Below are 24,380 nucleotides of genomic sequence, written 5' to 3'. Positions count from 1 at the left end.
GTTCAGCTACGCGCATCCTTCGGCTTGTCGCCTTTCGGCCAGTCTTTGGCTTTACCAGGATAGACCGGCCGAGGCTGGTGGGTGAAGAACTCCGCCACATCCACCGCCTCCTGGTCGGTCAGCGTGCCACCTTGTCCCAAGGGCATATTGTGTTTGACGAAGGCCGCTGCCGTAAAGGTGCGGGCCATCCCGGCACCATCGTTGAACGACGCCTTACCCCAAACCGGCGGGAAGGCATAGCCACCGGCCGGATTCTTCACCCCCAGGCCGTCCGCGCCGTGGCAGCTGGCACATTTGGCGGCGTACACCAGTTTGCCATGGCTGGCGTCCGGCTTGAGCTTTTGGTCGATGGCGCCAAAGCCGCGGCCTTTCACGCTCACACCCGTGGGCACGCCCGACGACAACCATTGCATGTAGGCCAGGATGTTGTTCATCTCCGGCGAGTTGTAGGGCAGTGCTTTTCCGTTCATCGAACGCTCGAAGCAGTCGTTCACCCGCTCCTGCAGGGAATTGATTTTCGCGCTGCGCGAACGGTATTCAGGAAAGACGCCCCAGATGCCAACCCACGGGGATGAGTTGGCGACAGTGCCACCGGCTAAATGGCAGTTGGTGCAGTTAAGGCCATTGCCCACATTCTTCGGCAGCCGTTGGTGCGTCTCGGTCAGAAGCTTTTTACCCTCCTGGATGGCGAGGCCTCGGGGACCGGAAGGAATACTGGAATCTGGCGGCACCTTGAACTCAGCGGCGGTCTGTGCGCCAGCGTTCAGCGATAAAAAAGCAGTGACAACTGCGGCTGACAGTTGAGACAAATTCTTCATGGCTTGCTCCTAGATGTTATGAACCTAAATTAGACGGCCGAAATACACAGAGCGCAACGCTAGGGCGTCTTTTTCTCGGCCCGAATGCGGGCCACCAGCGCGACAATGGCCGGGTTGGCCAGCGCCGGCGCCTCCGGGTGCTCGATCTGCGCGCGGACCAGGCGCTCCAGCATTTCCAGCTGCGGCGTCACCGGGCCAAAAAAGCGGGGCGCATCGCCCACGGCCAGCAGCAGCGTCGGAAAGTCTTCCACGTCCAGCGGGTCAAGCAGGTCGGCCTCGTCTTCCACATCAATCCAAAGAAATTGCGCTTGCGGGAATTTGGCCTGCACCGCCTCGAAGCGGCCGCGGTAGTCGCGACAGACGCCGCACCACTCGGCACACAGGCAAACAACGAGAACAGAAGCGGGCAGCGCCGGGGTAGCAGAGTTCATGGGGTAATGATCGCAAAAATCGTTATGCCCATTTTGCGATAAACAAATGGGAAATAAGTCGTTTGAGTTTTAACGGTGTCCGCCCACAATCCGCCAGCCCCCCTGCCAACCCAACCAACACCCACTCCTTATCCTCATGGTCAGCATCATCATCGTTCCCGGCTGGCGTGATTCCGGCCCTGGCCACTGGCAAAGCCTGTGGGCGACGCAGTTGCCCGACGCGGTGCGGGTGCAGCAGGATGACTGGATCACGCCCTCGCGCAGCGCCTGGGTCGCCTCCATCACCCGCACCATCCTGGAACAACCCGGCCCGGTGGTGATCGCGGCGCACAGCCTGGGCAGCATCGCCACCACCCATTTGCCGCCGGAAGCGGCCGCCCGCATTCAGGGCGCGCTGCTGGTGGCCCCGGCCGACCCGGAACGCCGCAGCATCCTGGCCGACTTTGCGCCGGTGCCGTACCAGCCGCTGCCCTACCGCAGCATCATCGTGGCCAGCAGCAACGACCCCTATTGCCCGGTCCGCACCGCTGGCGCCTACGCCCGGGCCTGGGGCAGCGAATTTGTGCGACTGCAAAAAGCCGGCCATATCAACATCGAGGCCGGTTTCGGCGCCTGGCCGCTCGGGCTGGCGCTGCTGCAGTCTCTCACCGGCGACAGCTATTCCGCCACCGCCGCGTTCGTCCCGCCTCCCTCTTCAACCTCCGCCTTGGAATCCGCATGAAATTTAAACAAAAAGTGACTCTAGCCCTCGTCAGTGTTGCACTGACAGCTACTAATTTAGTAGCGGCGCAAAGCACGCTGCTGAACGCTTCCTATGACGTGGCGCGCGAGTTCTACAAGGACTACAACGGCGCCTTTGTGGCGCATTACAAAAAGACCACCGGCAAAGACGTCAAGATTGACCAGGCGCATGGCGGCTCCAGCGCCCAGGCGCGCGCCGTCAACGACGGGCTGGAGGCCGATGTGGTGACCATGAACACCACCACCGACATTGACTTTCTGGCCAGCACCGGCGTGGTGGCCAAGGACTGGGCCAAGCGCTTTCCCGGCAACGCCTCGCCGACCTCCTCCACCATGCTGTTTCTGGTGCGCAACGGCAACCCCAAGGGCATCAAGGACTGGGACGATCTGGTCAAACCGGGCGTCAAAGTGATTGTGGTTAACCCCAAAACCGGCGGCAACGGCCGCATGGCCTACCTGGCGGCCTGGGGTTACGTGCGCCACAAAGGCGGCACCGATGCGCAGGCCGCCGAGTTTGTCGGCAAGCTCTACAAGAACGTGCCAGTGCTGGCCAAGGGCGGACGCGACGCCACCACCATCTTCCTGCAGCGCAACATCGGCGACGTGCTGGTAACGTTTGAGTCCGAAGTGGTGTCGGTGGACCGCGAATTTGGCGCCGGCAAGGTCGATGCCGTGCATCCTTCGGTCAGCATCGTGGCCGAGAACCCGGTGGCCGTGGTGGAGCGCACCGTGGCCAAAAAAGGCACCGGCGAACTGGCCAAGGCCTATTTGAACTACCTGTATTCGGACGAAGCGCAGGAGATTGCCGCGCAGCATGGGCTGCGTCCGCGCGCCCCGGCCGTGCTGAAAAAATACGCCGCGACGTTCAAGCCGATCCAGTTCTTCACCGTCAACCAGTATTTTGGTTCGCTGGCCGAGGCGCAGAAAGTGCACTTCAACGACGGCGGCCAGTTCGACAAGCTCTACACGGTCAAGTAAATGACGGCAGCCACTCTTCCTTTGCCGCGCTCTGCGGCGGATCAGCCGGTGCGCAAGCGGCCCAGCCGGCGCGTGCTGCCGGGCTTCAACTTGACGCTCGGTTACACCGTGTTGTACCTGAGCCTGATCGTGCTGATTCCGCTGTCGGCGCTGGTGTTCAAGACCTTCACCCTGACCTGGGAGCAATTCTGGACGGCGGTGGCCAGCCCGCGCGTCGTCGCCTCCTACCAGCTGACCTTTGGCGCCTCCTTCATTGCGGCGCTGGTCAACGTGGTGTTTGGGCTGCTGGTGGCCTGGGTGCTGGTGCGTTACCAGTTCCCCGGCAAGAAAATCATTGACGCGCTGGTGGACCTGCCGTTTGCACTGCCCACCGCCGTGGCCGGCATCGCGCTCACCGCGCTGCTGGCGGACAACGGCTGGGTCGGCCAAGTGCTGGCGCCGTATGGCGTCCAGCTGGCGTTCAACCGCAACGGCATCGTGATTGCGCTGATCTTCATCGGCCTGCCGTTTGTGGTGCGCACGGTGCAGCCGGTGCTGGAAGACTGCGAAAAAGAACTGGAAGAAGCCGCCACCTGCCTCGGTGCCACGCGCTGGCAAACCTTTCGCCACGTCATTTTCCCGACCATCGCACCGGCGCTGCTGACCGGTTTTGCCATGGCCTTTGCCCGCGCCATTGGTGAATACGGCTCGGTGATTTTCATCGCCGGCAACATGCCGATGGTCTCGGAAATCACCCCGCTCATCATCATCGGCAAGCTGGAGCAATACGACTACGCCGGCGCCACCGCCGTGGCGGTGGTGATGCTCGGCTTCTCGTTCATCTTGTTGTTGGTCATCAACGCGCTGCAAGCCTGGCAACGCCGCCGCTCGGGAGCCGCATCATGAGTGCAAGAACCGTCAGACGGGCGCAAGCCGGCACCACCGAACCAACCTGGGTACGCTGGACGCTGATCGGCATCGCGCTCGGTTTTATCTTTCTGTTTCTGGTGCTGCCGCTGGCGGCCGTGTTCACCGAGGCGCTGCGCAAGGGCATTGGTGCCTATCTGGAAGCGCTGCAGGAACCCGATGCCTGGACCGCCATCCGCCTGACCCTCATCACCGCCGCGATTGCCGTGCCACTGAACCTGGTGTTTGGCGTGGCGGCGGCCTGGGCGATTGCCAAGCACGAGTTCCGCGGCAAGGCGTTTTTGACCACGCTGGTGGACCTGCCGTTCTCGGTGTCGCCGGTGGTGGCGGGTCTGGTCTATGTGCTGATGTTTGGTGCCCACGGCTGGTTTGGCCCGTGGCTGCAGGCGCATGACATCAAAATCGTGTTCGCCGTGCCGGGCATCGTGCTGGCCACGGTGTTCGTCACCTTCCCGTTCATCGCCCGCGAACTGATCCCGCTGATGCAGGCGCAAGGCACCGAGGAAGAACAGGCGGCGATGGTGCTGGGCGCCACCGGCTGGCAGACCTTCTGGCATGTGACGCTGCCCAACATCAAGTGGGGCTTGATCTATGGCGTGATTTTGTGCAACGCCCGCGCCATGGGCGAGTTCGGCGCGGTGTCGGTGGTGTCGGGCCACATCCGGGGCCAGACCAACACCATGCCGCTGCATGTCGAGATTTTGTACAACGAATACCAGTCGGTCGCCGCCTTTGCCGTGGCCTCGCTGCTGGCGGTCGTCACGCTGCTGATCAAGTCGGGCGTGGAGTGGCAGTTTGAACGCGAGCAGAAAGCCGCCGCCGACTTGCCGCCGGAACGGCCCGTGGTCTGAACTGAACCGAACTGATTGAGAAAAATATGAGCATCGAAATTCGCAACGTCAGCAAAGACTTTGGCAACTTCCACGCCCTGCGCGATGTGAGCCTGGACATCAACTCGGGCGAACTGGTCGCGCTGCTGGGGCCGTCCGGCTGCGGCAAGACCACCCTGCTGCGCATCATCGCCGGCCTGGAAACGGCCGACACCGGCAGCATTCTTTTCAGCGGCGAAGACACCACCGACGTGGACGTGCGCGAGCGCAACGTCGGTTTTGTGTTTCAGCACTACGCCTTGTTTCGCCACATGAGCGTGTTCGACAACGTCGCCTTTGGCCTGCGCATGAAACCACGCGCCAGCCGGCCTTCGGAGTCCGTCATCAAGCAAAAAGTGCATGAACTGCTGGGCCTGGTGCAACTGGACTGGTTGTCCGACCGCTACCCGGCACAACTGTCTGGCGGCCAGCGCCAGCGCATCGCGTTGGCGCGCGCCCTGGCGGTGGAACCCAAGGTGCTGCTGCTGGACGAACCCTTTGGCGCGCTCGACGCCAAGGTGCGCAAGGAGCTGCGCCGCTGGCTGCGCCGCCTGCATGACGATTTGCACGTCACCAGCATCTTTGTCACCCATGACCAGGAAGAAGCGCTGGAAGTGGCCGACCGCGTGGTGCTGATGAACGCTGGTCAGGTCGAGCAGGTCGGCTCACCGCAGCACGTCTGGGACCACCCGGCCAGTCCGTTTGTCTATGGCTTTTTGGGCGACGTCAACCTGTTCCACGGCCGCGCCCATGAAGGCGAAATGCTGATCGGCGCCGACCAGCATGGCCTGCGGCTGGCCACGCCCGAGCATGGCGATGCGCAGGATGCCAAGGCCTTTGCCTACGTGCGCCCGCACGATCTGACGGTGCAGCGCTACACGCCCGGCTTGAGTGCGGCGGATCAACCGCGCGGCATCGTCGCCAAGCTGACGCGCGCCATTGTGGTGGGACCGATTGCGCGGCTGGAGTTGCTGCCGCTGGACGCCTCCGCCGGCAACGGCGACATCATCGAAGCCCATCTGCCGGCGCAACTGTTCCAGGAACTTGATTTGCAAACGGGCGAAACCCTGGTGCTGACGCCGCGCAAGGCGCGGGTGTTTGTGGCCGAGGGTTAACACCCCGACGAACGAGGCTGGGTGGCCTCTGGATCATGCAGAATATGCGCCATGGATCACCGACGCCTTCACCACTTGGCAACCCTCGCACTTGCGGGTCTCTTGCTCAATCACGCCGTGTTCGCCGCGCCGCTTTTGCGGTGCCATGTGACGTATGCCGGCAGCACCCAAACGATCGAAGCCCGTCCCGTGGCCGACCCTTATCCGGTTGCCTCGGTGGAGATCGGTGGCCGCTTTCGTTTCAAGGCGGTCATGGTGGGGGACGCGGCGCATGTGGATTACATCAAGCTCTACACCTACCTGGATGCCCGCCGCCAGCCGCTGCTGATTCAGGAAGCCAAATACCTGCCGCCCTTTAAAGCCACGGCAGCGCCCGTTGTGCTCACCGGCGAGCAGCATCTTTATGCCGGCCCGGCGGAGCGCGAGCTGATCTACAGCTGCACGCTGGAAGGAGTCCAGCCATGAAAACTGCTTTGTGTCATTTGCTCAGCGCCCTGACCCTGGTCTGGTGTCCGCTGGGTTTTGCCGCCGACGTCGCGACCCCGGTCAGCCTGGTCTTTGCCGGCGATATCGTGCTCGACGATGCGGCGGGCGAGATGATCCGCCGGGGCGAGGATCCCTTTGCCGGCTTTGCGTCCGTTTTCCACGATGCGGATATCCGCATTGGCAACCTGGAATGCGTGATCGCCACCACCGGCTCGGCGGGTGACAAAAACTTCACCTTCCGTGCCCATCCCCGCACGCTGCCGGTCCTGAAGCAGCACTTTGATGCGCTGGCGCTGGCCAACAACCATTCAGGCGATTTTGGCCGCCCCGCTTTTGCGGAAATGCTGGGCCTGTTGAAACAAGCTGGGCTTGGCCATTTTGGCGGCGGCCATAACCTCTCAGAAGCCCACACGCCGTTCATCATCGAACGCAAAGGAATCCGTATTGCGCTGCTGGGCTACAGCGAATTCATGCCCCGCAGTTTTGAAGCCGACTACAACGCACCCGGCGTCGCCTGGAGTGAAGATGAACAGGTCGTGGCGGACATCCAGAAAGCGCGTACTGTTTACAAGGCGGATCTGGTGATCCCCGTCATGCACTGGGGCTGGGAGAACGAAGCGACCTCGGACATCCGCCAGCGCCAGCTGGCCCGGACCATGATCGACGCTGGCGCCGATGCGGTGATTGGCGGCCACCCGCATGTCACCCAAGAGATTGCGCACTACCAGGGCAAACCCATCATCTACAGCGTCGGCAATTTTGTGATGAAGGAAACCGACAATGCGAATCAGCGCGTCGGCTGGGTGCTGCGCCTGCAGTTGGACAAACAGGGCGTGCGCAGTTTCGATACCCGGGTGGCGCAGATCAACGACGATGGCATCCCGCACCCCGACCACGCAGCCGCCAGCCCGTGCTGGCGCAGGGGGCAGAGTGAGGTGGAGCTGTGCCGAAATCCAGACTGAGTTGAAATTGATATATCAACTGGTCGCCTCCAATTTCAGCCGCCAGCGCGGCCGCTGATAGCCCAAGAGAGGGTGTTGTACAGTCCCTGCTTTCATTAAAGAGATTTGACATGGCCAACAAGGGACAAGAATCCGAAGTGGTGTACGGCACCGAAGACCTGCTGACCAGCCTGTGCAATTCGGTCACCCGCGTGCTGAACGTGGCGACCCAATGCCAGATTCACTATTCCGGCATGGTTCAGCGCATCACCAAAACCTGCCTGAAGCCGGACATTGGCTGCTTTGTGCTGTTTGACGGCGGTTTTTCTGGCCTGGTGGTCATCAATTTTTCGGCGCAAACCGCCATGGAGCTCTACGAGAGCTACATGCTCAACATGGGCATGCCCAAGAGCGAACTGGCCACGTCCCACACCTCGGACGAAGTGGCGAACATCATGGGCGAACTGATGAACCAGATCGTGGGCGATTTCACCGGCAAGGTGCGGCGTGAACTGCAAACCCACATCACGCAGAACCAGCCCAAGATGCTGGTGCTCAACAAACAGGTGGCCTTGAGTGTGGACACCCACCTGGACAAGCCGGAAGCACGGCGCGTGACCTTCTACACCGGCAAAAACAACATTTTTTACCTTGAGCTGGCGATCGACCGCACCGAGTTCATCAAGCTGCATGACTTTGAGGTCAACGAAGTGACCAACCCGGACGAGTTGATCGCCCAGACCCACGCCGAGCAGAAGGCCAGTGCCCCAGCGGCATCGGTAGAGGCCCTGGACCACGAGGAACTCATGAAGTCGCTGGGCATGTAGGCCGAGTTACCTGCGCACGGTCCATGAGGCCAGGTGGACTGAGGCCCACACGACAGACGAGCAGAGAGGTGAATATCGATGGTGACTGCCACATTTCGTTTTCATCAGGCACTCAACGACTTCCTGTCACCCCAGCGGCGCGCGTGTGAGTTCAGTGTGCCGTGCGCGCGCCAGGCGACGACCAAGCACATGATCGAGGCCCTCGGCGTGCCGCATACCGAGGTCGGGTTGATCACGGTACAAGGCCAAGTGGCGGGGTTGGAGCAGCGGCTGCAAGACGGGGATCACGTCGCCGTTTACCCCCAGGCCGGCTTGCCGGACACCGCGCAGGAAAAGCGCTTCATCGCCGACGCCCATCTCGGTGGGCTCGCCCGCCTGCTACGAATGGCTGGTTTCGATACCCTTTACCGCAATGACTTGAGAGATCGCGAGATTGCCGACATCGCCCTGCGCGAGCATCGCATCGTGCTGACGCGCGACCGCGACCTGCTCATGCTGCGCGACATCATTCACGGCTGTTACGTCCATGCACTCAGGCCGGAACAACAACTCGTCGAGATCATGGCCCGGCTGGCGCTCACAAGCACCGTTCATCCCTTCTCGCGTTGCCTGGAATGCAACGCGCCCTTGCAGGCCATCGGCAAGTCACTGGTGCTCCCACGGTTACCCCCCATCGTTCAAACCAGCCATGAACACTTCACCCACTGCACGCGCTGTGATCGCGTCTATTGGGAAGGCTCGCACTGGCAACGCATGCAACATTTGCTGGACGCGGCGATTCGGCAAGCAGGTCTCCAGTCACTCCACTTTTAATAGCTGCTCACACAATGATGACGAGGACTGGATAGTGATTTGATTTCCGCTAGAGGTGTCAAGAAGCCAGGGCGACTATTCATGCTTGCATTTGAAAACCATTGGGTTCGATTTACGAACTTGATTCAGCAGTGATCCTGGCGACGCCGAGCTACGCGTCGAGGAAATTCCGGAACGCGGCACCGGCTGCCGGGAGGCCAATTGGGCGGAGTTTTTCGCGCAACGGGCGTACAGAAGGCTATACCTGCTTAAGACCCCTCAGAGCCGTTCGCGATATTCGTAGCACCCTTACCTGACCGTCGGACTGCTGAAAGACCCAACAGCCAGGTATCTTGTCACTCGCGTTCAATTGCGCATTGTCTCGACGCGATCAACGGCAGGACAATATTTGCACTGTAGGAGCGCACACCTGAACAGGTGCACCAATAAAAAAAGACAGGCAAAGCCTGTCTTTCGAAAGGAAAACAATCAGTTAATTACTTGCTGGCTGCGGCTTTCACATCAGCCTTGCCTTCTGCCTTGACCGCTGTGGTTTCGATCTTGGCATTTGCTTTGTCTGCAGTTGCGTCCACCTTGACTTCGTTGGTCTTGGTATTGGCTTTCACAACAGCCTTGTCAGCTTTGGCATCGGCCTTCACATCGATTTTTTGGGCATTGGTCTCAGCGACTGCCTTATCCTTTGCATTGGCTTCTTGTGCCTTGGCATGAGCTTTCGTTTTGGTTTTGATTGCCTTGGTGTGTGCTTTGGATTTGGCCTTGGTGGCGCTCACTTTGGACTCTTCAACTTTGGCGTCTGCCTTGACGTCAACTTTGGCTTCTGCTGCTACGGCTTTGGCATTAGCTTGATCCGCCTTTGCTTCTGCTTTCACGACCGCTGGGGTGGCAGGCTTAACGACTGGAGCCGCCGGAGCCTGAGCAAATGACGCAGCAGCAACACTGGAAAGAAGGGCCGTAGCGATCAGGGTTTTGATATTCAACATTGTTAACACTCACTCTTAAAGCAACAGTCGTATGAGCTCCGACTGTTATGAGCGAGCCAGAGTTTTTTCCGGCTTGTATCTACAACGTGGGGTGTTCACTTGCGTTGACGGTGGACACATTTTTTTACAAGCGCAGTTAATTTTTGCGTGAGTTCAAGTGTGCGGTGCAACGTTCAGGTTTAGAAGTTTCGGTGCAAGCCAGACCACCTCGCACTTGAAAACATACCTCGACATCGGCGAGAGTTTCTGTGAGCAGGCCTGCGTCGAGACGAAGACAAGTGACGCTGTTGCGATGAGGAAGGCGCGAGAAAATTGCATGGGACCATGCTAGAAGCCAGAGGCATTTACCCCCGAACGATGCAACAGCGCGAACAGCCCAAGCGCCAGACCGATGCCATCGGGTAAGTGGCATCGGCACCATCACCAACCGCTCCCCTTTCAATAGCTGCTCACGCAGCATTGACGAGAGCTACAGCCCGATTTGACTCAAAGAATTCACCGCCCCAAGTCCTTCGCACTCACCCCCGCAATCCCCCAGTTTTCCTTGGGAACGTCTTGAATCCAGACGCGCACGTTGGCGATGGGGGTGCCGGTGGCTTCGACCAAGGCGGCGCTGACTTTTTCGATGACGGCGCGCTTCTGTTCTTCGGTGCGGCCTTCAATCATGTAGATCTGCGCAAATGGCATAGAAATTCTCCAAACAAGTTATTGGGGTTTGATGGTGACCGTATTTAAACAAAACGGATGCTGGTGCTGCCCATGCCTTGCACCCGCAAGGTGACGTTGTCACCCGCCTCTACCGACACGGCTTCGGTGATGCCGCCCGACAAAATCAGGCTGCCGGCCGGAATGCACTCGCCGCGTTCCGCCAGGTGATTGGCCAGCATGGCAATGGCCGCAGCCGGGTGGCCCAGCACGGCGGCGCCGGCGCCAAAGGCGACGGCCTGGCCGTTTTTCTCTAGCACGATGCCGACGGTACGCAGGTCCACGCCGGACACGGCCATGGGCTGGCCTCCGACCACGAAACGCGCGGCCGAGGTGTTGTCGGCCACCACGCTTTTCAGGTCGAACTTGAAGTCGCGGTAGCGGCTGTCAATAACCTCGATGCCGGGCATCACAAAGTCGGTGGCGGCCAGCACGGCGCCGATGTGGCAACCGGGGCCGCGCAACTCGGTCTTGGTGACAAAAGCAATCTCGGGCTCGACCTTGGGGTGGATCAGCTCGCTCACTTTGCACTCGCCGCCATCGGGCACGGCATAGTCGTCGGCCATGAAGCCGAACACCGGCGTCGTCACGCCCATCTGCTTCATCTTGGCGTGCGAGGTCAGGCCCGCTTTGAGGCCGATGATGCGGCCGCCGCGCGCGATTTTGCGGCGCTTGATTTCGTCCTGAATGGCGTAGGCATCATCCCAATCCATGTCGGGATACTCTTCGGTGATCTTGGTCGTGTCTTGCTGCTGCAGCTGGCAGTTTTCCAGGCGTTCGGCCAGCGCGGCAATGGTTTTGGCGTCGAGTTTCATGCGGCTACCTTGGTTAAGTTTTTGCGTTCACGCGCCATGGTCATGGCAGTGTCTTCGATCATGTCCTCTTGCCCGCCGACCATGCCGCGACGGCCCAGTTCGACCAGGATATCGCGCGCTGGCACGCCGTACTTCACACTCGCGCGCTTGGCAAACAGCAGGAAGCTGGAGTAGACCCCGGCGTAACCCAGTGTCAGCGAGTCGCGGTCGATGCGGATGATGTGGTCCATCATCGGCACCACCAGGTCTTCGGCCACGTCCTGAATCTTGAACACATCGACACCGGTCTCAATCCCCATGCGCGCGCAGACGGCGATGAACACTTCCATCGGCGTGTTGCCGGCGCCAGCACCCAGTCCAGCGGCGGCGGCGTCGATGCGATTGGCACCGGCCTCAATCGCAGCGATCGAGTTGGCGACGCCCATGGCCATGTTGTGGTGGCCGTGAAAGCCCAGCTCGGTCTCGGGTTTGAGGGCGGCGCGCACGGCGCTCAAACGCACCTTCACGTCATCCGGCAGCATGTAGCCGGCCGAGTCGGTGACGTAAATGCAGTTGGCGCCATAGCCTTGCATCAGCAGCGCCTGACTGACCAACTTTTCCGGGCTGGCCATGTGCGCCATCATCAAGAAACCGACGGTGTCCAGGCCCAGTTCACGCGACTTGGTGATGTGCTGCTCCGACACATCGGCCTCGGTGCAGTGGGTGGCGACGCGAATGGTATTGACGCCCAAATCCTTGGCCATCAGCAGGTGCTCGACGGTGCCGATGCCGGGGATCAGCAGGGCCGACACTTTGGCGCGCTTCATCAGCGGAATCACGGCGCCTAAATATTCTTCATCGGTGTGGGCCGGAAAACCGTAGTTGACGGAAGAGCCGCCGAGGCCGTCGCCGTGCGTGACTTCGATCAGCGGCACGCCGGCGGCGTCGAGTCCGCAGGCGATGCTTTTCATCTGCTCCAGCGTCATCAGGTGGCGCTTGGGGTGCATGCCGTCACGCAGCGTCATGTCGTGCACGGTGACTTTTTTACCTTGTAATTTCATGGTGTTTCTCTTTGATGGTTCAGGCAAACGCCGGGGTAGAGACGGGTGCATCTGCGGGCGCAGCAGTGGCCTTGAGCGTGAGGCGGCCGGCGAGGATTTCTTCGGCGAACATCTCTGCCGTGCGGGCAGCGGCGGCCGTCATGATGTCGAGGTTGCCGGCGTATTTGGGCAGGTAGTCGCCCAGGCCTTCGACCTCCATGTAGACCGAGACGCGGTTGCCTTCAAACACCGGGCCGTTGACCAGGCGGTAGCCCGGTACGTACTTTTGCACCTCGGCCAGCATCTGGTGAATCGAGGCCGTGATCTTGGCTTGATCCGGCGTGGTTTCGGTCAGGCAGTGCACGGTGTCGCGCATCATCAGCGGCGGCTCGGCCGGGTTGATGATGATGATGGCCTTGCCTTGTTTGGCACCGCCCACTTTCTCGACCGCGCCGGACGTGGTGCGGGTGAACTCGTCGATGTTCTTGCGGGTGCCGGGGCCGACCGAGCGGCTCGACACGGTGGCGACGATTTCGCCATAGGCCACCGGTTGCACGCGGCTGACCGCGGCCACCATCGGGATGGTCGCCTGGCCGCCGCAGGTCACCATGTTGACGTTCATCTCGCCCTTGCCCAGGTGTTCCATCAGGTTCACCGGTGGCACGCAAAACGGGCCGATGGCGGCCGGCGTCAGGTCGATCATCATCACGCCCAGGGCGTTGAGCTTGCGCGAGTTCTCGGCGTGCACGTAGGCGCTGGTGGCGTCAAAGGCGATCTGCACGCCATCGGCCAGCACATGAGGCAGCAAGCCGTCGACACCGTCGGCGGTGGTTTTGATGCCCATCTCGCGGGCGCGTTTCAGGCCGTCCGATTCGGGGTCAATCCCCACCATCCAGACCGGCTCCAAGACCTTGCTGCGTTGCAGTTTGGCCAGCAGGTCGGTGCCGATATTGCCGGGCCCGATCAGGGCGCATTTGATTTTTTTCATAAGGTCTCCGTAGGTATAAATTTAGATAATGGAACGCACGACGCCGCCTTCAACGCGCAGCGCTGCGCCGTTGGTGGCGGCCGCACGCGGGCTGCAAACATAGGTCACCATGGCCGCGACTTCGGTGGGCTCAATGAAGCGCTGCAAGAGCGAAGTCGGACGGTCAAATTTAAAAAAGTCACGCTCCGCCTCGGCCAGCGTCTGGCCCGCCTCACGCGCCAGCGTGGCAAAGAACGCGCCCACGCCTTCGGTGCGCGTGGGGCCGGGCAGCACGGCATTGACCGTGACGCCGGTGCCGATACAGGTCTCCGCCAGCCCGCGCGACACCGACAGCTGGGCCGATTTCGTCATGCCGTAATGCACCATGTCAGCGGGCGGGCAAATGCCCGATTCGCTGGAGATAAAAACAATGCGGCCCCAGCCGCGCGCCTTCATGCGCGGCAGGTGGTGGCGGCTCAAGCGCACACCACTCAGCACGTTGACTTCGAAGAAGCGCTGCCACTCTTCGTCGCTAATCTGCTCAAACACCTTGGGCTCGAAGATGCCGAGGTTGTTGACCAAAATATCCGCCTCGCCTGCCGCGTCCAGCAGGCGCTGGCAGCCGGCGGCGCTGGACAGATCAGCCTGCACGCCGTCAATAGTGGCGCCCGGCACGTCGGCCTGAATGCGTTCGACGGCATGGGCCAGCCGGACCGGGTCACGCCCGTTGACGATGACGTGCGCACCCTCGGCCGCCAGCTCACGCGCCGTGGCCCAGCCGATGCCGGAGGTGGAGCCGGTGACCAACGCGCGCTTGCCTTTGAGTTGAAGATCCATCCCGATTCCTTGTCAAGTGGTGCTGCGCGTGGCCGGGTACAGCCAGGGCTTGAGCAGTTGAGTGAGTTGGGGTGCCACCAGCCAGGTCATGGCGAGTACCACCAGCGCGGTCAGCAGCATCACCCGGGGCAACAAAGGCCACGGCGCCAGCAGCGGCCCCAGCAGCAAGAACAACACGAACACCGTGGGGCAGATGCCGAGCCAAGTGACGACCGCTACTTTCCAGCGCGGTGGCGGATTCTGCTTGGGGCCGACCGGCGCGGCAAACCAGTGGCCGAGGCCGCTGACCTGACGCACCGTCTGGCCTTCGATATGCGGCGCAATCGCCGCCAGCCCTAGCGAGCGGGTCGGCGACTGTTGCCAGCCCTGCAGATGTTCCGCGTTGTCAAACGCGAACACCACATGGTAGAGATGAGGCTCGTCGCCGCTCCCCTCTTCGTCGGGATGCACCAGCTGGCCGCCGAGGTAACCCGGGAACGCGCTGGCGGCGGCCGTCATGTCGCTGGAGGCCTGCTCGAACGCGGCCTCGTGCCCGACCTTGACGCGGCGCGTGACCAGCACCGTGACCGCGCCAGAGGGTTTGTCGAGGTTCGCGATTGACATGGCTGTCTCCAACCCTAGTGAAAGCGCACCGAGCAGCTGCCCATGCCGCCGATCGACACGCGGAAGTTGTCGCCGGTCTTGGCCGGTGACATGGCCGCCAGCGCGCCTGACAGGATGACCTCACCGGCCTTCAGGCCGATGCCCAGGCGACCGAGCGTGTTGGCCAGCCAGGCCACCGCATTCACCGGCGAGCCCAGCGCGGCAGCGCCGGCGCCGGTGCCAATGATCTCGCCGTTTTTTTCCAGCACCATGCCGCAGGTGGAGAGGTCGATGCGGCGCGGGTCCACCGCGCAGTCGCCCAGCACGAACACGCCGCAAGAGGCGTTGTCGGCCACGGTGTCCTGGATCTTGATCTTCCAGTCGCGGATGCGCGAATCGACGATCTCGAAGCACGGCATCACACACTCGGTGGCGGCCAGCACGTCGGCGTTGCTGATGCCGGGGCCCATCAGGTCTTTTTTCAGAATGAAGGCAATCTCGCCCTCGGCCTTGGGCTGGATCAGCGTGCTGGCATCGATGGACTGGCCTTCGTTGTAGATCATGCCGTCGAGCAGATAGCCGAAGTCGGGCTGGTACACGCCCAGCATGTTCATCACCGCCGCCGAGGTGACGCCGATTTTTTTGCCGACGATGCGCTCGCCTGCGCTCAAGCGGCGTGACAGCATGCGCTGCTGGATGTGGTACGCGTGCTCGATGGTGATGTCGGGGTGGCGGTTGGTCAACGGCTCGACCACGGTTTGCGTGCTCATGGCGTGGAACAGCTCGTCGCCCAGGGTTTCGATCAGTTTGGCGTCCATAGGTAAATAAGTCCTGTCGGTTGAATGGAAGAATAATTTTTTATATGTTTTAGGCCTCTAGCCCTTATGCAATAAGCGCAGACAGCTATTAAAACAATAGTAAATTGAAAGTGGGCTCAGGCCTTCAGCGTATCCGCTTCGGATAAAAAATTCTCGACCAGCTGGTTAAAGCGTGCGGCGTGTTCGATTTGGGTCCAGTGGCCGCAGCGACCATAGACATGTAATTGCGAGCGAGAAATCCATTGCGCCAGGGTCAGCGAGTTGGACAGCGGAAGCACCTTGTCCTCGCGACCGTGGACCACCAGCGTCTCGTGCGGCAGCGCACGGATGTCTTCTTCCCGGCTGGCCAGCGCGTCCACACCGTTTTGCCGCGGCGCCGGGAACATCGTCTCGAACGCTTCCTGAAAACCGGGCTGGATGCTGGCCTTGTACCGCAACTCGGCCAGTTCATCGGTCATCAGCGTGCGGTCAAAGGCAAAGACGTCGAGCAGCTTGCGCATGTTCGCAATCGACGGCTGATAACCCCAGACCGCATCCAGACCGGGCGTGATCGGGAACGACACGCCGGCAGCGCCCATCAGCACCAGCCGCCGGACCCGTGTTGGATGGCGAATCGCCAGCGCCAGTGCCAACCCGCCGCCGAACGAGTTGCCCACGAGGTCGGCGCAGTCGATCTCCAGCGCGTCGAGCAGGCCAATCGCCTGGGCCACCCAGGTATCCAGGTTGTAGCGGATCCCGGCGGGCCTCTCGCTGAAGCCGAAGCCGACCATGTCCGGCGCAATCACCCGGCGCTGCCCGGCCAACGCCGGAATCGTCAGGCGCCAGTTGGCCCAGGCACTGACGCCGGGACCGGAACCGTGGATCAACAGCACCGGAAAACCGGAGCCGATGTCGTGGTAGTTGGTAACGATGCCGTTGGCAACGATGGACTTGCTGATTTCAGGGTTATGACTCATGAATGGACTTTCAATACTTGATCATCACGTTGCGCAGCTCGGTGTAGAACTCGAGCGAATGGACGCCGCCTTCACGCCCGATGCCGGACTGCTTGGAGCCGCCGAACGAGGTGCGCAGGTCGCGCAAAAACCAGCTGTTGATCCAGCACAGACCCACTTCGATCTGCGTCGCCAGACGGCTGGCGCGGCTGATGTCCTGCGTGTAGATCGAAGTCGCCAAACCGTACTTGGTGTCGTTCGCCAAACGCACCGCTTCTTCTTCGGTGTCGAAGGGCTGGATGTGGCAGCAGGGGCCGAAGATTTCTTCGCGCACGACGGAGGCGGTTTCCGGCAGGCCGGTCCAGATGGTGGGTTGCACCCAGCAGCCGTCCTTCAGCTCGTCCGGCATGTCGGGCACGCCGCCGCCAAAGACAATGGTGGCACCTTCGGCCTTGGCCTTGGCGTAGTAGGACAGCACCTTCTTCTGGTGAATCTTGCTGACCAGCGGGCCGATCTTGGTGTCGGCATCGAACGGGCGGCCCGGCTTCATGCCCTCGGCCTTGAGTTTGAGCGCGGCCACGAACTTGTCAAAGATCGGGCGCTCGACGTACACGCGCTCGGTGCCCAGGCAAACCTGGCCACAGTTCTCAAAGGCCGAACGGGTGACGGTGTTGACGGCGTTCTCGAAATCGCAGTCGGCAAACACGACGGCGGCGTTCTTGCCACCCAGCTCCAGCGACACCGGACGGATGCCGTCGGCGCCGGCTTTCATGATGGCGGTGCCGGTCTTGGTTTCGCCGGTGAAGGTGATGCCGTTCACATCCGGATGCGCGGTGAGGAAGGCGCCAGCGGAATCGACGCCAAAGCCGTTCACCACGTTGTAGACGCCAGGTGGCACGCCGACCTTGTTCATCACCTCGCCCAGCAGGGTGGCGGTGCCCGGCGTGCATTCGGAGGGCTTGACGACCACGGTGTTGCCGCAAGCCAGCGCCGGGCCGACCTTCCAGGTCATCAGCAGCAGCGGCAGGTTCCACGGGCAGACCACGGCGATGACGCCGCGCGGGGTGCGCACGCCGTAGCTGCGCGCGGTCTTGCCATCGGGGGTGCGCATCTCGAACGATTCGGTCGAGGCGTTTTTGATGGTGTCGGCAAAAATCTTGAAGTTGGCGGCACCGCGCGGGATGTCGATGTGCGAGGCCAGACTAAGCGGTTTGCCGGTGTCGGCAATTTCGGCTTGCAAGAAGTCATCAAAACGACGGTTGATCTCGTTGGCCACCGCGTCCAGCATGGCGACCCGGTCCACCACCGACAGCTGACCCCAGGGGCCATGCAATGCGGCCTTGGCGGCGGCGACGGCGGCATTGACTTCGGGTTGGCCAGCCTCATGAACGAGGCCGATCAGCGAATTGTCGACCGGATTGCGCTTCTCGTAGGTTCTGCCGCTGACATTGGTGACGTAGTCGCCGTTGATGAAGTTCTTGAAGTCTTTCATATTTTTCTCTCGTGAAATGGTGCTTGGCTCTTCGCCCTTAGTTGTTCAATCCGATGGCCGTCAGTCCGGCGCGGGCGCAGGCTTCATCCTCCTGCTCCGAGCCACCAGAGACGCCGATGCCGCCAATGCGTTGACCGTTTTCCAGCACCGGCAGGCCGCCGCCAAAAGCGACGAAGCGCGGTCGGAGCACCAGGCCTTCCCGCACGGCGCTGGAGTGCTGCTGCAAGGCATCGGTCCACTGGCTGGTCGCCAGGCCAAAGCTGGCGGCGGTGTAGGCCTTGTCAATGGCGATGTCGACCGAATGCAGCGGCGCACCCGGCATGCGCAAAAAAGCCGCCAGCACGCCGGAAGCGTCCACCACCGCCACATTGACGCGCACGCCCAGGGCCTCGGCGGCTTGCACTGCCGCACCGATGGCTTGGTAGGCCGCGTGCCAGTCAATGGTCCGCAATGGCACGCTGAGAGACTGCGCATCTCCCCTGCACTGAAGTGCGAATTTGGTCGTCGTGCTGCTCATAGGCTTAAGCGCCCCCAAAGTCATTCACAACTGAAAATACAGCCATGGCAATGATGGTTTTTTTCATGCGTTCTCATTCTCTTCAGCGTTAACCCTTCGCACCAGGGCTTGCCTGTGCAAAGGGTTCATGGGATAGATCAGGTGTACACCTCTGTGAACGACGACACCATCTCCCCCGTGTGAAAGAAGATGCCGCTGCCCAAATGGTCTTCCGACCAGGTGGTCACAGGCCGGTCGCGCTGTGCCAGGTAACCCAGGCCGGCGAAGGTTTCGTTGCGGTTGCCGCTCGGGTCAAAGAAATAGATCGTCTCGCCGCGTGTGATGCCGTGGCGCGTGGGGGCGACGTCGATCTTGGTCTTCGTTTTTCCCATGATGTCGGCGGCCTTCAGGATGTCGTTCCACGAATCCAGGAAATACGCGATGTGATGCAGACCCATACGCGGGCCGCCGACAAAGGCGATGTCGTGCGGCGTGGTGGAGCGCGCCAGCCAGGTGGCGGCCTGCATGTCACCGGTGGGGCCGACCAGGATCTGTTCCGTGAGGAAGAAGTCGAGCACCTCCATCACAAACTTGGTGTTCTCGGCCACCTTGTTGACGCCGGTTTCCGGGTTGAGCTCGCACATCAACAGACAGTGATCCAGCCAGTGCGCGCCAGCGCCTTTGATGTTGTCGGGCCACGGGTCCGGATTCTCGGTGCCGACCTCGGTGCCGACGTATTCTTTCATCGCATAGAGCCGCATCTCGTGGCCGCTGGGCAGGTTGAACTGCAGCATGCGACCGGTCGACGGCAGCGTGCCTTCTGGCAGTACCGTGGTAGGAATACCGTAGGCTTCGACCTTCTGTTGCAGATCGTCCAGGTCGGCATCGCTCTCGACCTTGTAGGCGACGTGGTTCATGCCAGCCTGGTCGGACGGGGTCAGCACCAGCGAGTATTTGTCCCACTCGTCCCAGCACTTGAGGTACACGTTACCGTGCTTGTCCTCCATGGTTTTTTTCATGCCCAGCACGTTTTCATAGTGCTTGAGCGCGGCTGCCATGTCCATCACCCGAAGGCTGACGTGACCGATACGTAAGATACCCATTGATGTCTCCTCGTTGTAAAAATAATCAGGGATTTACCGCGGTGGTAAACCCTCTGCGAAACGGCTTTTCAAATTTACCAACCACCTCCAACTGAACAGGAGTGATGGGTGCGACACGGCAGGCCAGGGTAAAACCGTGTGCTTCCTCTGCGGCACTGACATGCGCGCGGCTGATGGGGCCCAAGGGGCGGCATTGCCCCTCGAGAACGTGGACCTTGCAGACACCACAACCGCCGTTGACGCAGCCCACCGGGATGCCTTTGCGACCCAGGCGCAGCATGCCTTGCAACAGACTTTCATCATTCGCACACAGATAGGTTTCGTTGGTTTGCGCGACGTGCACGCTGACCTTGGGGCGGGTGTCGAACAACATGGTGATGGCTCCTCAAACTCGCTTGAACAACGGACTGCGCTGCTGGTTGGTATCGGCCGCTGAAAGAAACTTTTCGGTGTAGATATCACGCTCATACAACCGTCCCTGCATCAGGGTCGAAATGCAGGCTTCAATCATCACCGGTGGTCCGCACAGATAGGCCTGGTGGCCTGCAAAGGTGCCACCAAAGTGCGCCTTGGCCACATCATGGACATAGCCTCGCGCCCCCGCCCAATCTGATCCTTCAGGTTCCCCGGACAGCGTCGGCACATACGTGAAGTGCGGGTACTGGGCGGCAAGTTCACGAAACGCATCGTCGTAGTACAGCTCTTCGCGCGTGCGCTGACCGTAGACCAGGGTCATGGGCTGCTGGCTCTGCTCTTCCAGCAGGTCATGGATCATGGAGCGTGGACTTGACAAGCCCGATCCGCCCGCCATGAACACCAGCGGCAGCTTGGCCGACTTGCGCACCAGGAAGCGTCCATAGGGTCCGGAGATCTGCAGGCTGTCGCCCGCCTTCAGGCTCTGGTGCAGCCAGGTGGTGCCCGCGCCGCCGGGAACCATGCGCACATTGAGTTCAATTTCACCCGTGGCCTGCACCTGCGCCGGCGAGTTGGCAATGGAGAACGCGCGACTGCCTTCGATGCCGGGAATCACCACCTGCACATACTGCCCGGCCTGAAAATGCACCGGGCTATCGAGCTTGAGATAGATCGCCTTGATGGTGGGCGTCAGGGTCTCAATGCGCGACACCGTGGTGTGAAAGTCGCGCACCGGGATCACCTGCGCGTCCGGGTCTTCGTCAATGTCCGCCTCGATGCAGGCATCGCTTTGCAGCGTTGCACAGCAGGCGAGGGTCTTGCCGGCGTCACGCTCAAAGTCCATCAAGGCAAACGGGTTGGCGTGGCCATGGTCCACGTCACCGTCACTGACCTGAACCTTGCAGGTACCGCACAGACCGTGGCCACAAGCGTGTGGAATGTAGATGCCCTGGCGCAAGGCGGCATCCAGCAGGGTCTGTCCCTCCTCCACCTCGATGATGGCGCCTAGCGGTTCAATGGTCAGTTGGTAGCTCATGGTCGGTCCAGTGGCGCTTAATTGCAGGAGCCGTTCAGGCCCGAGAGTCCGGGGGTGCGAAAGCGGATTACGTCCTTGTGCTTCAAGCCGTTTTCAGCCAGCGACTTGGCCGGATCGGGCGACCAGGGTTGGCCCGACTTCAACCACTCGACCTTGCTCCAATCGATCTTGGCAAAGTCCGGGTGGTAGCCATAGGTGCCGGGCAGCACCGCCGCGCCTAGTGCGCCAAACGGCGTGTCCGGTGGCAGGGGCAAGGCAATCGGTGTGCCAAACATCAGGTGGTCTTCCCAGCCGATGAAGAGCAGCGGTGCGGGGAAGTTTTCCCGCACGTCCTTGGCAGGAAAGCTGTAGGGTTTGAGGGCGATGACGCTCATTTTTTTGCTCCTTCGTTGGTATCGCCGCGCCAGGCGGCAAAGTTCTTCTGGTCTTCTGAACCGTCAAAGTCGAAGTTGTCGCTGCCGACCTTCATGTTGTAGTAGTCCAGCACCGCCAGCAACGGATCAAAGCCTTCCTTGGTCGGATCGACATCGGGCTTGAAGCAGTTGCCCTGGTAAATCTGATGCGGTGGCAACCAGGCCTGCACATACTTCTCGGGCTCGTTGTCAAAGATTTCCTTGCAGTGGTCGCTGCAGCAGTGGTACTTGTTGCCCAGGTAGTCGGACTCGCGGTAAGCGATCTTGGTGGCATCGCCCGGCTCGGTGAAGATCATGGGGATCTGGCAGGTCTGGCACAGCATGGGCAGGGTCTTCTGGTAGAAGCGGTTGCCCTTCGCGGCCTGCTCACGCCAGTAGTCCCAGCGCGGTTTGTAGACCGAATCGAAAGTCTCGGGGTACTTCTCCGACAGCCAGGCCATTTCTCCCTCGTCAGGAATCCAGGTGTGGATGGCCGCCGCGGCGTTGTAGTTGTAGAACACCGCGAAGGTCTGGTGGCTGATGTGGTCCTTGCCTTCGCAAGCCTGTATCCAGCCCTTGGGTTTGCGGATGCCATAGCGGGCCAGGTCCTTGAACAGGGCTTCGCCGTTATCTTCCACATACATTTCCCAGCTTTCGCGCCAGCTCATCACGCGCTTGGGCAACATGTAGTCCTGCATCATGGCCACGATGCTGAGCAGGCGGTAACCACGCCAGAACCATTTGTCGATCCAGCCCTGCACGATGGGCACGTTGTCAGGGTCCTGCTCCAGCATGAACTTGATGCACTCAATGCCCAGCGTCATGTGGCGCGACTCATCCGACTGCGCGCTGAAACCAAAGGTCACGGTGGACATGTCGCCGTTGTGCGCGGCACCCGACATAAAGGGCACGAACAACAGGTTGGTCAGCACGTATTCAAACGAGAAGCTGACAGCGGTGAGAAACTCGAAGGGTCCGCCGCTGTAGGCATCTTCAAAGAAGGACTTGGGCACTGACAGGTACCACACACGGTCAAACATGTGCTGCGGGCTGTGCAGACCGTTGAAGTACTTGTTGTAGTGACTGAGGGCGTGCGTCTCGGTCTGGTAGTGGCGCAACTCGTCAATCGACTGCATCTGGCAGGCCACGCGGGCACCGGCGCCGGTGAACTGGCGCCCGGCATGGGCGAAGCCACGGTAGGCGTAATACTCCAGCGGCGTGACACCGGTCAGGAACAGCTTGAGCGCATTGACATAGCGCGCATCGGTGATGCCGAGCTGGCCGTTGTTCTGGGCAAAAGCCTCAATCACCGCATACAGCTTCTTCTCTTTTTCGCCCTGGTACTTCCAGTAGGCGTCCATGGTCAGGCGGAACGGGTCTTCCCATTTGTCCCAGTCGTGGATCTTGATGCCCTCGTATTTGTCATAGGGGAAGACCTTGTCCATCGGCTGGTAGGTGGTGTCCCAGGCGAGGTCGCGGGTCATGGCGGCGTAGCGGTCCTTCAGACCGAGCTTTTTCTTGATGACAGGGGTGTCCATTTTTTGTCTCCTGAGGGTGTTCGGGTTCAGTGCGTCCAGCTCAGCGAGAGCTGGTCGTCGTCTTCGTCAATGTGGCCTGAGAGAGTCACCAGGTTGACGTGGATCTGTTGCAGATTGAAGGAGCGTCCAATCAGCTCTTCAATGGTTGAGCGACGTATCACCAGGCTGTCGGGCGCAACAATCCTCACCAGACCGGTCGGGTAGCTGGCCTCTGCCGTGGCGTTGTCGGCCAGGATGGCTTCGATGATGGGACGCGAATCTTCGTTGTCCTGGAAGGCAATGAATACATTGGACATGGGGGTGTCTCCTTTTATTTTTTTGTGATGCTCAGGCGGCTGCGATGCCGGCCTTTTTGCCGCGCTGGTCCAGGCTGGCGCGTGCCTCCTGGAGTGCCTGCTGGCCTTCAGCGCCCAGGGCGAGTTCGGCCACCGGAGCGAGCGCCATCTGGGCGCGATCGGCCCAGGTCTTGACCCAGCCAGCAATCAATTGCTTGTTGTCCGCCGATTCGGCGGCAGCGACTTTGAGTACCGCATCAATCCAGCGCGCGCTCTCGCTGTGCCACTCGGGCATGAAGGCGGTGAGCATGGCCACCGCGGTGCCACCCTGCGGCACGATGTGATCGTCCACAAAGCTGCCGAACATCAGCGGGTAGAGCTGGCCGTCCAGGGCAAAGTTCTGGGCAATAAAGAGTTCAAACGGGTCCTGCAACACCAGTGTGTCTTCCACGTAGTGGCGCAGCTCTTGCCAGCGGGCGTCTTTCAGCCAGTCGTTCTTGCCGGCTTGCAACACACCGGGCTCATCCAGCGCCAGGCCCAGGCGGGTGATGAATTGCGCAGCGCCCAGTTGGTCCATGGCGTGGAACATGGCCGGTGCCGTAAACGGCGTGCCGTAACCATAAGCGCCAATCGAGCTGTTGTTCATATTGCCACCCCAGGCCACGTGGCGCAGCGGCATCAGCACCTGGCACACCTTGGAACGCACGGCGTCGGGCAGCTTGGCGAGCAGGCCACGGGAGTCCACGAACTCGTAACTCGCCTCAATGGCATCCTGCTGGCGTGCACGGGCCATGGTCCAGGTGGCGTAGTAGTACTGCCGCGGGTCGCGCAGGGCATTCCAGTCGAGCAGCTTGATGGCCGAGCGGGAGGCATCAAAGATTTCGTGCGCCGGGTCCCAGGTGGGGCGGTAATGGAAATTGGCCGTCGGCTGCGTACCCAAAGTCGCCTCCTGGTAGCGCGAGGCAGGTTTGTCATTGCCAACGTATTTCGCTGTCTGCGTATAAGTGTTGCGTAACGGCTTAATTTCACGGGTGTGAAGATCTACTGACAT

Annotated in this window: 29 protein-coding genes; 9 read left to right on the top strand and 20 right to left on the bottom strand. The window is 61.0% G+C overall.

Annotated features, from left to right (window positions below; translation table 11 throughout):
• Positions 1-2 precede the first annotated feature (2 nt).
• The gene (locus tag HHJ17_RS13615; RefSeq protein WP_296502078.1) at positions 3-818 is read right to left on the bottom strand and encodes a c-type cytochrome; all 816 of its coding nucleotides are present in this window, start codon (positions 816-818) and stop codon (positions 3-5) included.
• Positions 819-877: 59 nt separating this feature from the next.
• Positions 878-1,249 (bottom strand): thioredoxin family protein, encoded by a 372-nt coding sequence (locus HHJ17_RS13610; RefSeq protein ID WP_296502076.1) that lies wholly within the window; start codon positions 1,247-1,249, stop codon positions 878-880.
• Between the two features lie 136 nt (positions 1,250-1,385).
• Here HHJ17_RS13610 and HHJ17_RS13605 point away from each other — a divergent pair, with 136 nt between their 5' ends.
• The 9 genes from HHJ17_RS13605 (at position 1,386) to HHJ17_RS13565 (ending at position 8,925) form a co-directional block, all read left to right on the top strand.
• Entirely contained in the window at positions 1,386-1,970 is a 585-nt protein-coding gene (locus HHJ17_RS13605) for an alpha/beta hydrolase (RefSeq protein WP_296502075.1), read from the top strand.
• Entirely contained in the window at positions 1,967-2,968 is a 1,002-nt protein-coding gene (locus HHJ17_RS13600) for a sulfate ABC transporter substrate-binding protein (protein ID WP_296502074.1), read from the top strand. Before HHJ17_RS13605 ends, HHJ17_RS13600 begins: the two co-directional genes overlap by 4 nt.
• Positions 2,969-3,853 carry a sulfate ABC transporter permease subunit CysT gene (gene cysT, locus HHJ17_RS13595; protein ID WP_296502072.1) on the top strand — a complete coding sequence of 295 codons (885 nt, stop codon included), beginning with the start codon at positions 2,969-2,971 and terminating at the stop codon, positions 3,851-3,853.
• Positions 3,850-4,725 (top strand): sulfate ABC transporter permease subunit CysW, encoded by an 876-nt coding sequence (cysW, locus tag HHJ17_RS13590; protein WP_296502071.1) that lies wholly within the window; start codon positions 3,850-3,852, stop codon positions 4,723-4,725. The genes cysT and cysW overlap by 4 nt, the downstream gene beginning before the upstream one ends.
• A gap of 26 nt (positions 4,726-4,751) precedes the next feature.
• Positions 4,752-5,858 (top strand): sulfate ABC transporter ATP-binding protein, encoded by a 1,107-nt coding sequence (locus HHJ17_RS13585; protein WP_296502070.1) that lies wholly within the window; start codon positions 4,752-4,754, stop codon positions 5,856-5,858.
• A gap of 51 nt (positions 5,859-5,909) precedes the next feature.
• The gene (locus HHJ17_RS13580) at positions 5,910-6,323 is read left to right on the top strand and encodes a hypothetical protein (protein WP_296502069.1); all 414 of its coding nucleotides are present in this window, start codon (positions 5,910-5,912) and stop codon (positions 6,321-6,323) included.
• Positions 6,320-7,306: a CapA family protein gene (locus HHJ17_RS13575; RefSeq protein ID WP_296502068.1), complete on the top strand. Its 987-nt coding sequence runs from the start codon at positions 6,320-6,322 to the stop codon at positions 7,304-7,306. The genes HHJ17_RS13580 and HHJ17_RS13575 overlap by 4 nt, the downstream gene beginning before the upstream one ends.
• Before the next feature lie 110 nt (positions 7,307-7,416).
• Positions 7,417-8,112 (top strand): DUF3334 family protein, encoded by a 696-nt coding sequence (locus tag HHJ17_RS13570; protein WP_296502067.1) that lies wholly within the window; start codon positions 7,417-7,419, stop codon positions 8,110-8,112.
• Positions 8,113-8,190: 78 nt separating this feature from the next.
• A complete protein-coding gene (locus tag HHJ17_RS13565; protein WP_296502065.1) occupies positions 8,191-8,925 on the top strand; it encodes a Mut7-C RNAse domain-containing protein in 735 nt (244 codons plus the stop codon).
• Between the two features lie 476 nt (positions 8,926-9,401).
• Here HHJ17_RS13565 and HHJ17_RS13560 read toward each other — a convergent pair whose 3' ends face one another.
• The 18 genes from HHJ17_RS13560 to HHJ17_RS13475 form a co-directional block, all read right to left on the bottom strand.
• Positions 9,402-9,905, bottom strand: coding sequence for a hypothetical protein (locus HHJ17_RS13560; RefSeq protein ID WP_296502063.1), 504 nt, complete (start codon positions 9,903-9,905; stop codon positions 9,402-9,404).
• Between the two features lie 495 nt (positions 9,906-10,400).
• Entirely contained in the window at positions 10,401-10,592 is a 192-nt protein-coding gene (locus tag HHJ17_RS13555) for a 2-hydroxymuconate tautomerase (RefSeq protein WP_114968210.1), read from the bottom strand.
• Between the two features lie 44 nt (positions 10,593-10,636).
• Complete coding sequence (gene dmpH, locus HHJ17_RS13550) at positions 10,637-11,425, bottom strand: 2-oxo-3-hexenedioate decarboxylase (protein ID WP_296502060.1); 789 nt, start codon at positions 11,423-11,425, stop codon at positions 10,637-10,639.
• The gene (gene bphI, locus HHJ17_RS13545; RefSeq protein ID WP_296502058.1) at positions 11,422-12,465 is read right to left on the bottom strand and encodes a 4-hydroxy-2-oxovalerate aldolase BphI; all 1,044 of its coding nucleotides are present in this window, start codon (positions 12,463-12,465) and stop codon (positions 11,422-11,424) included. The genes dmpH and bphI overlap by 4 nt, the downstream gene beginning before the upstream one ends.
• 19 nt (positions 12,466-12,484) lie before the next feature.
• Entirely contained in the window at positions 12,485-13,432 is a 948-nt protein-coding gene (locus tag HHJ17_RS13540; RefSeq protein ID WP_296502056.1) for an acetaldehyde dehydrogenase (acetylating), read from the bottom strand.
• 21 nt (positions 13,433-13,453) lie between these two features.
• Positions 13,454-14,248 (bottom strand): SDR family oxidoreductase, encoded by a 795-nt coding sequence (locus tag HHJ17_RS13535; protein WP_296502053.1) that lies wholly within the window; start codon positions 14,246-14,248, stop codon positions 13,454-13,456.
• 12 nt (positions 14,249-14,260) lie between these two features.
• A complete protein-coding gene (locus tag HHJ17_RS13530; protein ID WP_296502051.1) occupies positions 14,261-14,851 on the bottom strand; it encodes an antibiotic biosynthesis monooxygenase in 591 nt (196 codons plus the stop codon).
• A 14-nt stretch (positions 14,852-14,865) separates the two neighbouring features.
• Positions 14,866-15,648 (bottom strand): 2-oxopent-4-enoate hydratase, encoded by a 783-nt coding sequence (gene dmpE / locus HHJ17_RS13525; RefSeq protein WP_296502050.1) that lies wholly within the window; start codon positions 15,646-15,648, stop codon positions 14,866-14,868.
• A gap of 116 nt (positions 15,649-15,764) precedes the next feature.
• Positions 15,765-16,604: an alpha/beta fold hydrolase gene (locus HHJ17_RS13520; protein WP_296502049.1), complete on the bottom strand. Its 840-nt coding sequence runs from the start codon at positions 16,602-16,604 to the stop codon at positions 15,765-15,767.
• A gap of 10 nt (positions 16,605-16,614) precedes the next feature.
• The gene (locus tag HHJ17_RS13515; RefSeq protein WP_296502048.1) at positions 16,615-18,075 is read right to left on the bottom strand and encodes a 2-hydroxymuconic semialdehyde dehydrogenase; all 1,461 of its coding nucleotides are present in this window, start codon (positions 18,073-18,075) and stop codon (positions 16,615-16,617) included.
• Positions 18,076-18,112: 37 nt separating this feature from the next.
• Entirely contained in the window at positions 18,113-18,592 is a 480-nt protein-coding gene (locus HHJ17_RS13510) for a heme-binding protein (RefSeq protein ID WP_296502046.1), read from the bottom strand.
• Between the two features lie 137 nt (positions 18,593-18,729).
• Entirely contained in the window at positions 18,730-19,674 is a 945-nt protein-coding gene (locus tag HHJ17_RS13505) for a catechol 2,3-dioxygenase (RefSeq protein ID WP_296502044.1), read from the bottom strand.
• A gap of 25 nt (positions 19,675-19,699) precedes the next feature.
• Positions 19,700-20,047: a 2Fe-2S iron-sulfur cluster binding domain-containing protein gene (locus HHJ17_RS13500; protein WP_296502042.1), complete on the bottom strand. Its 348-nt coding sequence runs from the start codon at positions 20,045-20,047 to the stop codon at positions 19,700-19,702.
• A gap of 12 nt (positions 20,048-20,059) precedes the next feature.
• Positions 20,060-21,124: a phenol 2-monooxygenase domain-containing protein gene (locus tag HHJ17_RS13495; protein ID WP_296502040.1), complete on the bottom strand. Its 1,065-nt coding sequence runs from the start codon at positions 21,122-21,124 to the stop codon at positions 20,060-20,062.
• 17 nt (positions 21,125-21,141) lie between these two features.
• Positions 21,142-21,498, bottom strand: coding sequence for a phenol hydroxylase subunit P4 (locus HHJ17_RS13490; protein ID WP_296502039.1), 357 nt, complete (start codon positions 21,496-21,498; stop codon positions 21,142-21,144).
• Positions 21,495-23,054: an aromatic/alkene/methane monooxygenase hydroxylase/oxygenase subunit alpha gene (locus HHJ17_RS13485; protein ID WP_296502038.1), complete on the bottom strand. Its 1,560-nt coding sequence runs from the start codon at positions 23,052-23,054 to the stop codon at positions 21,495-21,497. Before HHJ17_RS13485 ends, HHJ17_RS13490 begins: the two co-directional genes overlap by 4 nt.
• Positions 23,055-23,080: 26 nt before the next feature.
• Positions 23,081-23,350: an MmoB/DmpM family protein gene (locus HHJ17_RS13480; protein ID WP_296502036.1), complete on the bottom strand. Its 270-nt coding sequence runs from the start codon at positions 23,348-23,350 to the stop codon at positions 23,081-23,083.
• Between the two features lie 31 nt (positions 23,351-23,381).
• A complete protein-coding gene (locus HHJ17_RS13475; protein ID WP_296502034.1) occupies positions 23,382-24,380 on the bottom strand; it encodes a phenol hydroxylase in 999 nt (332 codons plus the stop codon).

Source organism: Rhodoferax sp. (assembly GCF_012927445.1).
In the GTDB taxonomy this organism is placed as follows: Bacteria; Pseudomonadota; Gammaproteobacteria; order Burkholderiales; family Burkholderiaceae_C; genus Rhodoferax.
Note: the sequence above shows the minus strand (reverse complement) of the source record. Positions and strands in the feature narration are given on the sequence as shown.

Coding starts and splice junctions, on each gene's coding strand:
- HHJ17_RS13615 (WP_296502078.1), bottom strand. CDS start 818: ATGAAGAATTTGTCTCAACTGTCAGCCGCAGTTGTCACTGCTTTTTTA.
- HHJ17_RS13610 (WP_296502076.1), bottom strand. CDS start 1,249: ATGAACTCTGCTACCCCGGCGCTGCCCGCTTCTGTTCTCGTTGTTTGC.
- HHJ17_RS13605 (WP_296502075.1), top strand. CDS start 1,386: ATGGTCAGCATCATCATCGTTCCCGGCTGGCGTGATTCCGGCCCTGGC.
- HHJ17_RS13600 (WP_296502074.1), top strand. CDS start 1,967: ATGAAATTTAAACAAAAAGTGACTCTAGCCCTCGTCAGTGTTGCACTG.
- cysT (WP_296502072.1), top strand. CDS start 2,969: ATGACGGCAGCCACTCTTCCTTTGCCGCGCTCTGCGGCGGATCAGCCG.
- cysW (WP_296502071.1), top strand. CDS start 3,850: ATGAGTGCAAGAACCGTCAGACGGGCGCAAGCCGGCACCACCGAACCA.
- HHJ17_RS13585 (WP_296502070.1), top strand. CDS start 4,752: ATGAGCATCGAAATTCGCAACGTCAGCAAAGACTTTGGCAACTTCCAC.
- HHJ17_RS13580 (WP_296502069.1), top strand. CDS start 5,910: ATGGATCACCGACGCCTTCACCACTTGGCAACCCTCGCACTTGCGGGT.
- HHJ17_RS13575 (WP_296502068.1), top strand. CDS start 6,320: ATGAAAACTGCTTTGTGTCATTTGCTCAGCGCCCTGACCCTGGTCTGG.
- HHJ17_RS13570 (WP_296502067.1), top strand. CDS start 7,417: ATGGCCAACAAGGGACAAGAATCCGAAGTGGTGTACGGCACCGAAGAC.
- HHJ17_RS13565 (WP_296502065.1), top strand. CDS start 8,191: ATGGTGACTGCCACATTTCGTTTTCATCAGGCACTCAACGACTTCCTG.
- HHJ17_RS13560 (WP_296502063.1), bottom strand. CDS start 9,905: ATGTTGAATATCAAAACCCTGATCGCTACGGCCCTTCTTTCCAGTGTT.
- HHJ17_RS13555 (WP_114968210.1), bottom strand. CDS start 10,592: ATGCCATTTGCGCAGATCTACATGATTGAAGGCCGCACCGAAGAACAG.
- dmpH (WP_296502060.1), bottom strand. CDS start 11,425: ATGAAACTCGACGCCAAAACCATTGCCGCGCTGGCCGAACGCCTGGAA.
- bphI (WP_296502058.1), bottom strand. CDS start 12,465: ATGAAATTACAAGGTAAAAAAGTCACCGTGCACGACATGACGCTGCGT.
- HHJ17_RS13540 (WP_296502056.1), bottom strand. CDS start 13,432: ATGAAAAAAATCAAATGCGCCCTGATCGGGCCCGGCAATATCGGCACC.
- HHJ17_RS13535 (WP_296502053.1), bottom strand. CDS start 14,248: ATGGATCTTCAACTCAAAGGCAAGCGCGCGTTGGTCACCGGCTCCACC.
- HHJ17_RS13530 (WP_296502051.1), bottom strand. CDS start 14,851: ATGTCAATCGCGAACCTCGACAAACCCTCTGGCGCGGTCACGGTGCTG.
- dmpE (WP_296502050.1), bottom strand. CDS start 15,648: ATGGACGCCAAACTGATCGAAACCCTGGGCGACGAGCTGTTCCACGCC.
- HHJ17_RS13520 (WP_296502049.1), bottom strand. CDS start 16,604: ATGAGTCATAACCCTGAAATCAGCAAGTCCATCGTTGCCAACGGCATC.
- HHJ17_RS13515 (WP_296502048.1), bottom strand. CDS start 18,075: ATGAAAGACTTCAAGAACTTCATCAACGGCGACTACGTCACCAATGTC.
- HHJ17_RS13510 (WP_296502046.1), bottom strand. CDS start 18,592: ATGAGCAGCACGACGACCAAATTCGCACTTCAGTGCAGGGGAGATGCG.
- HHJ17_RS13505 (WP_296502044.1), bottom strand. CDS start 19,674: ATGGGTATCTTACGTATCGGTCACGTCAGCCTTCGGGTGATGGACATG.
- HHJ17_RS13500 (WP_296502042.1), bottom strand. CDS start 20,047: ATGTTGTTCGACACCCGCCCCAAGGTCAGCGTGCACGTCGCGCAAACC.
- HHJ17_RS13495 (WP_296502040.1), bottom strand. CDS start 21,124: ATGAGCTACCAACTGACCATTGAACCGCTAGGCGCCATCATCGAGGTG.
- HHJ17_RS13490 (WP_296502039.1), bottom strand. CDS start 21,498: ATGAGCGTCATCGCCCTCAAACCCTACAGCTTTCCTGCCAAGGACGTG.
- HHJ17_RS13485 (WP_296502038.1), bottom strand. CDS start 23,054: ATGGACACCCCTGTCATCAAGAAAAAGCTCGGTCTGAAGGACCGCTAC.
- HHJ17_RS13480 (WP_296502036.1), bottom strand. CDS start 23,350: ATGTCCAATGTATTCATTGCCTTCCAGGACAACGAAGATTCGCGTCCC.
- HHJ17_RS13475 (WP_296502034.1), bottom strand. CDS start 24,380: ATGTCAGTAGATCTTCACACCCGTGAAATTAAGCCGTTACGCAACACT.